This window comes from Neolewinella xylanilytica, assembly GCF_002934605.1.
Lineage (GTDB): Bacteria > Bacteroidota > Bacteroidia > Chitinophagales > Saprospiraceae > Neolewinella > Neolewinella xylanilytica.
In genome coordinates this window covers 74,166-87,270 of record NZ_PTJC01000006.1, presented here as the reverse complement: position 1 = coordinate 87,270, position 13,105 = coordinate 74,166, and the positions used below count along the sequence as shown (strand labels likewise).

8 protein-coding genes are annotated in these 13,105 nt (G+C 59.2%); 3 read left to right on the top strand and 5 right to left on the bottom strand.

Annotation, left to right across the window (positions count from 1 at the left end; genetic code table 11):
• Window positions 1-161: 161 nt before the first annotated feature.
• The 3 genes from CLV84_RS09700 to CLV84_RS09690 all read right to left on the bottom strand — a co-directional run bounded on the left by CLV84_RS09700 (window position 162) and on the right by CLV84_RS09690 (window position 8,113).
• On the bottom strand, window positions 162-3,362 hold the full coding sequence (locus tag CLV84_RS09700; RefSeq protein ID WP_104419599.1) for a VCBS repeat-containing protein: 3,201 nt from the start codon (window positions 3,360-3,362) through the stop codon (window positions 162-164).
• A gap of 84 nt (window positions 3,363-3,446) precedes the next feature.
• Window positions 3,447-4,973, bottom strand: coding sequence for a RagB/SusD family nutrient uptake outer membrane protein (locus tag CLV84_RS09695; RefSeq protein WP_104419598.1), 1,527 nt, complete (start codon window positions 4,971-4,973; stop codon window positions 3,447-3,449).
• A 101-nt stretch (window positions 4,974-5,074) separates the two neighbouring features.
• Complete coding sequence (locus CLV84_RS09690) at window positions 5,075-8,113, bottom strand: SusC/RagA family TonB-linked outer membrane protein (RefSeq protein ID WP_170067649.1); 3,039 nt, start codon at window positions 8,111-8,113, stop codon at window positions 5,075-5,077.
• 269 nt (window positions 8,114-8,382) lie between these two features.
• Between CLV84_RS09690 and CLV84_RS09685 the strand changes: the two genes are divergently transcribed.
• Together CLV84_RS09685 and CLV84_RS09680 are read left to right on the top strand one after the other, a co-directional pair.
• Window positions 8,383-9,426, top strand: coding sequence for a proline iminopeptidase-family hydrolase (locus CLV84_RS09685; RefSeq protein ID WP_104419596.1), 1,044 nt, complete (start codon window positions 8,383-8,385; stop codon window positions 9,424-9,426).
• 141 nt (window positions 9,427-9,567) lie between these two features.
• The gene (locus CLV84_RS09680; RefSeq protein ID WP_104419595.1) at window positions 9,568-9,897 is read left to right on the top strand and encodes a hypothetical protein; all 330 of its coding nucleotides are present in this window, start codon (window positions 9,568-9,570) and stop codon (window positions 9,895-9,897) included.
• A gap of 60 nt (window positions 9,898-9,957) precedes the next feature.
• Here the strand turns inward: CLV84_RS09680 and CLV84_RS09675 are convergent, their stop codons facing one another.
• Window positions 9,958-10,800, bottom strand: coding sequence for a hypothetical protein (locus CLV84_RS09675; RefSeq protein WP_146088771.1), 843 nt, complete (start codon window positions 10,798-10,800; stop codon window positions 9,958-9,960).
• Between the two features lie 149 nt (window positions 10,801-10,949).
• Between CLV84_RS09675 and CLV84_RS09670 the strand changes: the two genes are divergently transcribed.
• Window positions 10,950-11,702, top strand: a complete 753-nt coding sequence (locus tag CLV84_RS09670; protein ID WP_104419593.1) for a hypothetical protein — start codon at window positions 10,950-10,952, stop codon at window positions 11,700-11,702.
• Between the two features lie 7 nt (window positions 11,703-11,709).
• Here the strand turns inward: CLV84_RS09670 and CLV84_RS09665 are convergent, their stop codons facing one another.
• Window positions 11,710-13,095 (bottom strand): deoxyribodipyrimidine photo-lyase, encoded by a 1,386-nt coding sequence (locus CLV84_RS09665; protein ID WP_104421155.1) that lies wholly within the window; start codon window positions 13,093-13,095, stop codon window positions 11,710-11,712.
• Window positions 13,096-13,105 lie beyond the last annotated feature (10 nt).

The window sequence follows — 13,105 nt, the reverse complement described above, 5'->3', positions numbered from 1 at the left end:
TAGAGGGGGTTAGGCAACGACGAACCACTTGCGTATGCCGCCGCAGCCGGAGATTGTATTCTACTTCGCGGCCGGAAGCCGCTTCTTACATCGCGGCCGGAGGCCGCATTGTACTGCCGCAGCCGGAGGCTGCTTCCTACTTCGCGGCCGGAGGCCGCATCCTACCGGTAGGCGGCAACCCGACCGTCATTGAAGCCCACTAGGAACAGGTCATTCCACCGGACTACGCTGCGCGCATCCCCCCGTACGCTCCAGTAATCCGGCAACACCTCCGGCTCACCGACCGCGCCGAGGGTGATCGCCAGGCCGGTACCGGCGTCGAGTCGGCCGTTGAGTACCTCGATGGCGTAATCGTTCTGCACCGCCAGCAGGGCAGGCCGGCCGTCGGCCAGGGTGGTTGCGATGGCGTCACGGATCGGGGCGGTCTGTCCCGAAGGGGGAAGGAAATGGACCTGAAACGTACCATCCCCCCGGTTTTCGAACCAGGCGGAGCGGAATTCCCGGACCTCCAGGCGGACGCCCTTCTCGGACAGCGCCGGCATCTGCTGCTCCGTCCAGGTGCCGTAAGTGGCGTAATCCGGAAACTGCCGCTTCAGACTCGGCAGTTGCCGGGCCAGGGTGTTGCGGGGGTGTACCGGGTGGTTTTTTCCGTCCAGGTAGGCGGTCACGATCGGGTCGATGGCGCCGTTGCCGTCGTAATCGTCGGCGTGCACGGTGAGGGGCTGACTGGGAGAGGCCGAGTAAAGGGAATTTAACCCCAGGTTGCCGGCCAGCAGGTCGGTATCGCCGTCGCCGTCGAGGTCGTTGGGGGTGAGGCTGTACCACCACCCGCTCAGGTCGGGATCGACCGGCTGCGCAACCCATCCGTCCGGTCTGTTGTAAAAAATCCGTAGACTGCTGTATTCCCCCACCGTGGCCAGGTCGGGCCGCCCGTCGCCGTCGAGGTCTTCCCATACCGCCCCGGTCACCATCCCGGCATCCACTTGTTCGGCTACGATGAAACGGCCATCGTCGTTGCGCAGTACGTAGGATACGGGGGACAGCGGATACCGGCCCGACTCCTCCCGCGCGCCTACGAATAGATCCAGATCCCCGTCCCCCTCCAGGTCCGCGGCGGCCACCGCCCCGGTGGGTACGGCCAGGCTAGGTAGGACATCGGTGACCAGCACGAAGGAATCGCCCTCGTTCACGTACAATTGATCCGGGAAATACTCCTCCCGGCTGATGAATTCACTGCTGCCGTTGCCGACGTACAGGTCTTCGTCACCATCACCGTCGTAGTCGAAGAGCAGGAGTTGGGTCGCTTCGCTCGCTTCCGTTTCCGGCAGACTTTGCACCTGCGCTCCGCTCGCCATATCGTACACGCTGACCGCCTGTCCGGCCGCACCGCCGAAGATCAACCGGCCCGAGCGGGTGACGGCCATTGCCGGCCCTCCGTGGCTGTTGTCGCGCAGCCGCAGGGCATAGCGGTCGAAATCCGTGTAGCCGGATTCCTCGTGGCGGGGTAGCCAGTCCAGGTTCTCGGGGGTAAGCACAACGGCCGGTGCGGAGAAGAAGGGGGGCGCCGCCGGCGCAGGTGCCATGCTTTCGGCAACCGGAATGGTGATCTGGTGATCGACCGCTACCTCCGTCAGCACCGACCTGCGACCGCCGGGCCACTCGACCACCACGGAATCGATGGCCGTACGCGCCCCCAATCCGAAGTGCAGCCGGGCGTCAAGGGTGGAGAGATAGCCCCGCTGCCGTTGTTGCTCGGCCATGAGGCGGAGATTGCCGGCAACCAGGTAGACGGTGGCCCCCAGCCCGTCGGGATTCCCCGCAGGCCCCGCTAATCGCACGCTCAGGTAGTGGGTGGAGTCGGGAAACAGCTCCCGGCTCCGGTTGCGGTAGATGCGGACGGGCTGATTAATGTTGTTGGTGACCAGGTCGAGATCGCCGTCGTTATCGAGGTCGACGGTCACCGCCCCGTTGGCGTAGGTCGGATCGTCGGGCAGCCAGTCGGTGACCGTAAAGCGCAGGTCGCCTTCGTTGCGGAAGATGAAATCCTGCTGGTAGACCCCGCCGACTTCCTCGAGGGCCCGCGCAACGGCCTGGTAGCGAGCCTCCTGGGTACCGAACATGTCCACCTGCTGGGAATAGTCGATAAAGTCGCGGTCGGTCACGTCGCGGGGGTAGCCGTTGGAGACGAAAATGTCCCGCAGCCCGTCGTTATCGAAATCGGCCAGCAGGGGGGCCCAACTCCAGTCGGTGGCTGCCACGCCGGCCTGTAGGGCGACGTCGCTGAAGGTACCGTCGCGGTTATTGACCTGCAGCGCGTTTCGGACGTACTGACTGTTGTAGCCCCCGCGCTGCTCCTGGGCATATTGGGAGAAGGGGATATCGGGAAACATGGTCTTGCGGCGCAGATTGTCGTCGGGGAGCATGTCTACGGTCATGATCTCCGGGTAGCCGTCATTATTCAGGTCGGCGATGTCGACCCCCATGGTATTTTTAGACTGGTGGGGCATCCGGTCGGTGATGACATCGGTGAAGGTGCCTTCGCGGTTGAGCAGCAGAAAATCGTTCGACATGAAATCGTTGCCGATGTAGAGGTCGGGATAGCCGTTGCGATCGAAGTCCTGGACGCCGACACCCAGCCCCCAACCTTCGGTACGCAACTGGTCGACTGGCTCGAAGCGGAGCGGTCCGTTCGGGGGAGTGATGTTGCGGTAGAGTCGGTCGACGCTCGCCCCCCGGCCCAGCGTATCGGTACCCTTGGCTATGGTGCGAGGGTAGTTTTCCAGGGAGTTGTTGAGTACGTAGAGGTCGAGGCGGCCGTCGCGGTCGTAGTCCAGGAGGGCGGCCTGGGTCCCGAAGCCCGGATCGGCTATTCCAGCCTCCGCCGCTACTTCCTGAAAGCGGGGAATACTGTCGGGGCCTTGGGGGCCCTGGTTCAGAAAGAGCAAATTGGGGCTGGGCCGTTCGTCGCCGGGGTGCAGCACCGATAGATAGAGATCTTCGTAGCCGTTGCCGTCGATATCGCCGACCAGCACGCCGGCACACCAGCGCTCGGTGGTGAGGCCGGCCGGACCGGTTACTTTACGGAAATTGCCGTCGAGTTGCTGGAGGTAGAGTTCGCTGGAAACCAAGTTGCCGGAAAAGAAAAGGTCGGGGAGGCCGTTGCGATCAAAATCACCGACCCCTACTCCGCCGCCATTGTAGAGGTATTCGTACTGGAGGATGTTGACCGTATCGTTTTCGGCCAGGGTGTTTTCGAAGTCTATCCCCAGTTCTTTAGCGTCGACCGGTTCAAAACGAGCTTCCGGCCGATCGGAGCAGGCAGCCAGCAGGATGACGAGGAGATAAAACGGGAAAACACGCATAGTAAGGAAGGTAGGATTTAAACGCAAAGGGACCGCATCCGGATGGAAGCGGTCCCCTTTCGGTCAGCTAATCGACAGCGTAGATTAGTTATAGCCGGGGTTCTGATCGGCCTGGCTGATCTCCGTATTGGTTACGATTTCTTGCAGCGGGATGGGCAGCAGCAGTTCGCGGTCTGTCCAGTATTCCAGGTAATTTGCGGCATCGATGACACCGTAACGGTCCCAGCGGCGGAGGTCACGGGCGCGGATGGATTCCGAAGCCAGTTCCTTACCGCGCTCGTCGATGATGGCGGTAATCAGCTCCTGTTGATCATCGTTGGGAACGCAGCTGTTCTCGAGATCGGGAAGACCTACGCGCGACCGTACCTGGTTGACATATCCACGGGCGGCGTCGAGGTCACCCTGACGGGCTTCGATCTCCGCCAGCAGCAGCAGCACGTCGGCGTAGCGCATCAGGATGTAGTTGGTGGTAGAGGTGTAAAACTCACCCGGATCCTGCTTATAGTACACTTCGTACTTGTAGAAGCTGGCGTTGACATTCGTACCGTGGTAATCGATGGCGGGGCTGTTCGGACGGGCGTCGTCGAAAACCTCCGTACCGTTGGCGTAGGTGTCGCCTTCGAAAATAACGGTTTCGCGCAGGCGGGGGTCGGTGTAATCACAGCCGGCCAGTTCGTTCTCGTACAGGTTGACGAGGTCGGAGGTCGGTGCGACGTTCCGCCAGGCTTTGCCGTACTCCTGAGCGCGTACCGATTTGGAGTCCGAGCCATCGCCCGTTCCGAATCCGTTCCAGTTGTAGTCGCCGATGGGGGCGTATACCACTTCGAACAGGCTCTCGGTGGTGAAGTCGTTCTCTTCTACGAAGAGGTCACCGAAATCCTCGACGAGGGCATACTGATTGGACGCTACGATCGCTTCCAACGCCGTTTTGGCCTGGTCCAGATTGTCGGTTTGCATGTAGCTGCGTCCGAGGATGCCGAGGGCCGATCCCCGAGTGGCCCGTCCGAGGGTTGCGTCGCTGCGGGTTTCCGGCAGGTTTTCCGCGGCAAACTGCAGGTCGGCTTGCGCCTGTGCGAAGGCTTCTTCGCGGGTACTACGCGGTTGGAAGCCGTCGAGGGTAGTGAGACGGGTAGTGTAGATCGGCACGCCCCCCCACTGGGTAGCGAGCTCGTTGTAGGCCCATCCTCTGAGGAAGCGGGCTTCACCGGCCAGGGTAGCTTTTACCTCCTCGGAAACGGTGGTATTGGCTTCGATACCGTCCAGGGCGGTATTCGCGCGGTGAATTAGCAGGTACAGGGCGGTCCAGTGCTCCGTCATTTCGAAGTCGGTGGCCGCGGCGTTTCCGCCGGGGATCGACAGCAGCACCGTCAGGGAAGAGGTGGCCAAGTGGTGATCGTCACGCAGGTCATTGATAAAGAAATACCAGCGGCTGACCAGGGGGCCGGAACGGAGGGTAGAATACGCGCTAAGAATGGCAGACTCGATTTGCTGCTCGTTCTGGAAATAGTTTTCCGGCACGACGCGACCCGGATCGAGCCGCGTAAGATCGTCCTCGCTACAGCCGAAACCGATAGCGAGCAGACCGAATAGAAATATAGCTTTCAACTTCATGATCGCAAGATGTTGTATTAGTTGTTAAAAGGGCCTTAACCACTCCACCCCCGCTCATCCAAACGTACGCGGGGGTGGAGGGTTGTGGATTGATTGGGTGCTTAGAAACCGATCTGAGCACCGAAGATGAAGGAGCGAGCATTGGGGTAATCACCGTTGTCGAAGCCCGTTTCGCTCAGGGCACCACCGATTTCCGGATCCAGGCCGCTGTAGCCGGTCAAGGTCACCAGGTTTTGTCCCGTGAGGTACAGCCGCAGGTTAGAGAGCGCGCCACCTTCGGAGAGGGGAAGCGTATAACCAACGGTCAACGCCTTCATCCGGAGGTAAGAGCCGTCTTCCACGAAACGGTCGGAAACCCGACGGTTATTATTGGGGTCATCGCGGGCGATCCGGGGCACGTTGGTGCTGGTGTTCTGGGGCGTCCAGGCATCCAGTATATCCGTGCCGACGTTGAACAGGCGCTGGGTCTGGGAGAGCAGCGAACCTACTCCGTTGTATACGTCGTTGCCCTGGGAACCCTGGAAGAAGACATTGAAGTCGAAGTTGCTGTAGGTACCATTGAAATTGAAGCCGTAGGTGAAGTCAGGTAGGTACTTTCCGATGATAACGCGGTCGGCAGCCGTAATTTCTCCGTCTCCATTCTGGTCCACGAAACGAATATCGCCGGGGGCGGTGAGATCGTTCTGGAACGCTGCTTCCTGCACTTCGGCGTCGGTCTGGAAGATTCCGTCGGTTTCGAAGCCGAAGAAGCTGTAAACGGGGTCACCTACGCGGGTAACGGTAGAGTTAAAGCTACCGGTGAACTCGATGTCGTTGTTGCCTTCGATGATGTCGTCCGGATTGGCGAGACTGAGTACTTCGTTGGCGTTGGTGCTTATGTTAGCCGAGACGTTCCACTGGAAGTCGCCGCTCGGATTGCCGAAGTACTGCCCCTGGAATTCGAAGCCGTTGTTTTGCAGGGCGCCGATATTCTGGGAGGTCGTCGCTACCCCGGCGGAGGGGGGCAGGGCGATTTGGAGAATCAGGTTATCGACCTGGCGGTCGTAGTATTCCATGCTGAAGTTCAGGCGGTTGTTGAAGAAGCCCATATCCAGGCCGATGTTCAGCATGTCGGTAAGCTCCCACCGCAGTTCCGGGTTAGCCAGGGTGTTGATGTAGCTGATCGTCGGTTGGTTGCCGCCGCCGAAAACCGGTCCGACGGTGCCGTTAATCGGATCCTGGAAAGCGTAAGGGCCGAGGCCGATCGATCCGGTACGTCCGTAGCTCACCCGGGCCTTCAACAGGCTGAAGGGGGTATCTTCCATGAACGATTCCTCGCTGATGTTCCAACCCAGGGCTCCGGCGGGGAAGTTCTCCGTCTGGAATCCGGGGGCGAAGATCGACGATCCGTCGCGGCGGAAGCTGAAGGTAGCGTAGTACTTACCCTGGTAGCCGTAAGTAACGCGCGTTACGAACGACCGGAGAGTGGTTTCATTGGGGGCCAGTGCACCCGGGAGAACGCGTAAGTCCGCACCGCCCTCCAGCACGTCGAGTACGGGGTTGGGTTGGGTCACGGTGAGGGCTAGCGGGGTGTAGTAGCTGTTCTGAATTTCTCCGACAAGTACCGCGTTGATGCTATGATCACCGAATAAGCGATCGTAATTCAGCAGGCCCCGGTAGAGTGGGCTGAACGTCGTATTGCGACTTTCCGACACCGTATTGTTCGGATTGGGTGAAGTCGACTCGTACGCAGGTACATGGTTGTAGTTCCGGAAGTTCTGGTAGTTGCCACCGATAAAGGCCTGAGCTTCCAGGCCGTCCAGAATCTCGTAAGTCAAATAGGCCGTTCCCAGCATTTTGAAGACGCGGTCGCGGTTGTCCAGCAGGTTCACCGCCAGTACGGGGTTACCCGGGTCGGCAATGTCCAGACCCGAAGCAGCACCGGAGAAGCCTCCGAGATTATTGGGGTTGTAGATAGGCTGGTAGGGCAGCGACTGAATGGCCTGTAGGAAGAGTTGGCGTCCGCCCAGTTCGGGCTGAATGCCGCGCTCGTCGTTGACCAGCAGCAGGGTTTGGCCGAACTTGAAGCGTCCGTCCTCGCTGATGGAGTGCTCGCTGTTGATGCGGAAGTTAAAGCGCTCGTAGGGGGAGCCCTTGACGATACCTTCCTGCTTTAAATAGCCGAAGGAGCTAAAGAAGGAAGAGCGTTCGCCACCACCGGTGATGTGGAGGGAGTTTTGGGTGATGAGTCCATCCTGGAAGATGGCGTCCTGCCAATCGGTTTCCGTTTCCCGGAAGGTCTGGTCGGCCCCCTCGTAGACGGGCTGGTCCAGATCGCGGGGCAGCGACCCCCCGAGGAAGGTTTCCGCGTATTGGATGTACTGCTCGGAGTTGAGCAGGTCGTAGCGGCGGGGCTGGGTCTGGATGCCTACGGTCGACTCCAGGCTCATGCGCAGGCCCTGGGCGTTGGCGCCCTTCTTGGTTTCAATGATGATGACGCCGTTCGAAGCGCGGGAACCGTAAACGGCCGTTGCCGAAGCATCCTTCAGTACGTTGATGCTGGCGATGTCGCGGGAGTCGAACTGATTAAGACCGCCGGCACCGGGCACGCCGTCCACGACGTAGAGCGGGCCGGAGCCGAAGCTGATCGAACCGATACCGCGCACCTGGATAATCGGTGGGGCACCGGGCGATCCGCCACTAACCACCTGAACGCCGGCCAGTCGGCCCTGGATGGCCTCCCCCAGGTTACTGACGGTAAGGGCGCTTACTTCTTCGGCGTCGATGGACGAAACGGCACCGGTAACGGCCTCGCGGCGCTGGCTGCCGTAGCCGACTACGACCACCTCGTCAATAACGTTGGCATCGGCACCTAGGGTAACGTCAATGACCGTCTGCCCCTCTACCGGCACTTCCTGGGCCGTAAACCCGATGTAAGAAAAGCGGAGGACGGAGCCTTCCGGAACGGTAAGGCTATAATCGCCGTCCAGTCCGGTAACCGTACCGGTGCTACTGCCAACGACGAGTACGTTCACCCCCGTCAGGGGAAAGTTGTCGCCGTCCGTCACCATTCCGGTGACCGTTTTTTGTGCCCACGCAGCGCTGGTAAGCAGGCTGAGGAGCAGCGTCAACGATACGCACTTGCGTATTGATAATTTCATAGAATTTGAGTTTCTTGGGTTACACAATCGATTTCGTGCCGGCACGCGGTTTGGCGGAGCGGGCGGCAAAAGTATACATTCTGCACACATCCAGTTAAAATATGCAAGAGAAGAAGTATAACTTTGATACCTAACGACAATCATCGATTAAACGCTGCCACTATTCCCTGATTTCGCTTATCCACCATGCGTCGTACCCCACGGAGCGGGGAGGAAGGAAGTGGTCAGGTGGATGAATTTCCGAAGCGGCCTGCCCCTAACTTCCGGTTATGTTCCGAATTTACCTTCCGTTGGTGGTGTTGCTCTGCACCTGCGCCCCGGCGCCCGAAACCCCTTCACCCACGGCGGAAGCGGCCTATTTCGACCAGACTGGCCGCGAAGACGTCGTGTCCGGCGGCGTACGGATGATCCCCGTGAATACGCCGTCCGGGGAATTCCGGGTCTGGACCAAGCGGGTGGGCAACAGCCCGCGTAAGAAGGTGCTGCTGCTGCACGGCGGCCCCGGCAATACCCACGAATATTTTGAGGCGGCGGATAGCTACTTCCCTGGTGCCGGCATCGAGTACTACTATTACGACCAGTTGGAAAGCGGACGAAGCGACCATCCCGGCGAATCTACCCTGTGGACCATCGACCGCTTCGTGAGCGAGGTGGAGCAAGTCCGCCAGGCACTGGGGATGGACGCCGATAATTTTTATTTGCTCGGCCACAGCTGGGGCGGCATCCTGGCGCTGGAATACGCGTTCGCTCATCCGGATGCCCTGAAGGGACTGATCGTATCCAATATGATGTCCAGCATTCCCGATTACAATCGCTACGCCCAGGAGGTACTCGGCCCCCAGCTCGACCCGGGCGTGCTGAAGGAGATTCAGGACCTCGAAGCCGCGGAGGATTACGGCAATCCACGGTACACCGAACTGCTGATGAAAAATTACTACACCGAGCACGTCCTACGCATGCCGGTGGACGAGTGGCCCGAACCGGCGCTACGCGGAATGGAGCACGTGAACTACGACGTGTACCTCGCCATGCAGGGGCCTAGCGAGTTCGGTATTCACCCGAGCGCCAGCCTGGCCGACTGGGACCGTAGCGGCGACCTGGACGACATCGAGGTACCTACCCTCGTCATCGGTGCCGAGCACGACACCATGGATCCCGAGCATATGGAATGGATGGCCGAGCAATTTCCCAACGGCCACTACCTCTACCTGCCGGACGGCAGCCACATGGCGATGTACGATGACCAGGAGCGCTACTTCGCCGGCGTGGTGAATTTCATCAACACGGTAGACGAAACGGAGGGCGTGGAGTAGCCTTTTTCGTTGCCGTCGAAAATATTCCATTGTCCAAGTGAGCGTATCCGCCACCCGGCGATAATTATTTTCACAATGGAGGTCGATTTTGGAACGTTTGGCGGCAAATTGTATTAGCTAGGAAACCAAACTACGAATACCATGGCTAGTGAAAATGCCCACCTCGATTCAACTATTAAATCCCTCGACCAGGGCCTCGAAAAGGCCAAAACCGGTGCTACCCGTAGCATCAATAGCTGGGTCGATGCCCTCGGTGATTCCGAGGATGAGGACCTGATCCAAATCGCCGACGAGCTGGAGGAATTGGGCGATCTGCTGGAAGAGAACGACTACACACCCGCCCAGCTTAAAAAAGCACTGACTTCCCTCGGCAAGAAAACTACCGCCGTCGCCAGTCAGGCCGAAGGAGCTACCGCCGAGAAGATCAAAACCCTCGGTAAGCAACTTACGGACGCGGCTAAGTCGCTGTAGGCCGTACGTCTTTTACCGTAATTGGCAGAGCAGGTCCGGCGTGTCGGACCTGCTCTTCTATTAATGGTCGTAGCGGCCTACCTGTGCCTGACTGCGCAAATTGAACAGCAATCGTTCCAGATCAGAGCCTTGACAACTGCCATCCATTAAGCGAAGAATACGGTCTTGGACTTTAATATCGTAGTAGAAGGTAGTGGTACAGCCATCGCTTGCCTTCGTGACCTGTTCAATGCCCGATTGGAGTTGGTCCCGGTAAGCAGAGAATGCGCCTACCAGGGTCAGCGTAGTATCCAAGTTATAGCTGCGATAGCGTAATTGGGCATTCCCCTCCGTTTCCTGGATTACAAAGAGTTCTTCGGATCTCCCTCCAAAGCATCCCATACTATGGGAAGTCACGGCAAATTCTTCCTCCAGTCCAAGCGCTTCCGAACGGGAAACTTCCCGGTAGCCCGCCAATCGGTTGAGAGTCTTCGGGTTGATGACGAGCTTGCTGAACCGGTATGGCTCCAACTCAATGGCCACCGTATCGCAAAACTGGGAAATATACCGGGCCGTCACGTGTTCGGCGTTGCCTGTCGTATACACGTAGTTGATGATATACGGTCCGGCCAGCAATTCAAAGGGTTCTACCTCCCGTCCGTCTGCATATAGTTCAGGGTAGGGGCACCACATACCGGATTCTAGAAATCCTACCAGAATATCGCCGGGCTCCATGATGTACCGTATGCTGCTAACGAATTGCTCATAGCGGTAACCATCCTTCACCGTGACATCAATGAATCCGCAATAAGGTGCGGGCAATTGCCGCAGCATAGGCGCTTCGAAATCGCGTAATAGCGTAACCAAACTTCCAGTGATAAGGGCGGAGGTGAAGATGAAGGAAATCAATGGTGGCCGGGACATGCACGAAAGATGCCGTCTAGCCGAATTTCGGTGTCCGGCCAATGTCGGGCTCGCTTTTCCTTTGGTGCTGACAGTAAAAGGGCGTTATTAGAAACTTGCATGTTCGGACACCCATCCCGTATCTTATTGGCCTCATCCGACACTTCGCCATGAACGCTACGCCTTCCAACGTGCTACAGGCCGGCAGCCTGTTTACCCACTTACTCGACCACCGGGCGGCCTTCGACCGTAGCGGCTTACAGCAGTTCGGTTTCAGCGAAGCGGAAATTAACCAGGCGGAGTTGATCCACGGCCGGCTGGCGGCACTGGCCGAGCACGAAAAAAGCACGCAACGCCAACTAACCCGGTTGCAGGAAGAATCCGCCATCGGGACCTTCGACCTGATCAAGGATCTCAAGGCATCCTTAAAGGATACCATGGAAGAAAGCCGGAGCGTGCAGGGGCTCGCGCGCTGGATGTTCGGTTTGACCTTTTGCTTGGGGTTCGCCCTGATCGTCGTGGCCATTTACTTCGGCACCCGGGGGCAGGAGGTGCTGAGTGTCGCCTTCGGCACCTTCGGCATGGCGAGTATCGTGGCGCTGTTCATTTCGGATCCGCCGCTCAAGGTGCAGGACAGCCGGTCCAACTACGCCCAACTGACCATCGGCGTCCTGGCCTGGTTCAACGACCTGGTGGACAAATCGGCCATCCACCAAATCAACCAGCAGGTGTACGCCGTACTCTATAATTCGGCTACCGACGCGGACACCATCCTCCGGGCGCACCAACGGGCCACCGAGAGCTACCTGGCCATCTCCTCCGCCCAGATGGACAATACCGCCAAGGTGCTGCGGCTGCTCGAAGAAGTGGCCGAGCCGACGAACCGCCCGAAGCCCAAGCCGGCCGGCGAAGCCGCACGGTAGTTCGCGGCTATCCCTTCACCCGCTCGATGTAGGCCTCGACGTCGTACTTGCGATCGAGCCCGCCGCGGGTCATCGTCCGCAGCTTACCGAACACGTCCCGCTCCGTCCAGCCGCGGTCGTGCAGCCCGAAGAGCCACAACACGTTGGTGTAGCTGTTCGGGTCCCGGCCGTCCATGAAGTACTTATTATTCAGGTAGAGCGTGGTTTCGTAGGCGTACTGGTAGGTATTGGTGTAGGTGATGATCTGCTTCCCCCAGTACATGCGCATGTAGTTGGGCAGGAAGCCGCGCTCGCGCATCTCCTTCATCGCGGCGTTCCAGGCCTCGTCGTCGGTCTTGCCGTTTTCCAGTTCCTCGCGGGTGTAGTGGTGGGGCCGCTTATCGCTCTCGTGCTTTTCCATGGTTTCCTGCGCCCAGTCGGGCACGGCCTCCAGGCTATCGTAGGTGTCGGGGGCGTACCAGACGAAGTTGTGGGCCAGCTCGCGGCGCACGACCAGTTCCTCGATGTAGCCCTCGCGATCGCTTTTCGGGGCGCTGGAGTCGTTGACCTTGCGGTAGATCTCGCAGGGGCTGATGTGCCCGAAGTGCAGGTAGGGACTGATGTGGCTGGTGGCGTCCTCGGCGGGCTCCAGGCGACCGTCGGCGTAGCCCTTCAGGTCGCTGCGCAGAAAGGCGGTTAGGTGTTTACGGGCTTCGCTGGTGCCACCTACAAACTCGTCCAGCGGCTTCACCCCGCGGTCCACTTTGAGCTGATCGAGCACCCCGCTCACGCTGTTCAGCTCCATGTCCCCGCTCAGGTGCACCCGCTTGCTCGGCTTATCAGGCTTCGTTTCGGTGACTTCCTGGCTGAATGCTTCCACCTTCCCCATGATCTTTTTGCGAATGGTACGGGCGGCGTACTCTTGTTTGTCGCTGGCGGTTTCCACGGGTACGACCACATTACCTTCTACCTGCACTAGGGGAACTTCCAGCTTGTCGGCGGCGTCGGAGCGCCACTTACGCTCGTGGCGGGTATAGGCCCGGTCGGTGACCACCGCACAGACATCATTCTCCTTCACGAAGCCGGCAATCTTTTCCGCCCGCGGACCGTGCAGCAGGATGAACTTGATGCCCCGCTCCGTTATGCGGTCGGCCGCCTCCTTCAGCCCCTCGATCAGGAACTTATAGTGCCGCAGGTTCGCCTCGGGAAAGTCGTCGATGAGCGTAAAGACCACCACGCAGTAGGTATCCAGGTCATTCGCCCAGCGGATGGCGTACTCCAGTGCGGGATTCTCGTAGGCGCGCATACTCTCCTGCATCCAGTAGACTACGTATTTGCCGCCCTCCTTTAGTTCCTTGTCGTTGAGTTGCTGGAGCCGCTCGGCGGTTACGCTGAAGTTTTTTAGCTCTTCCATATCGGCGTAA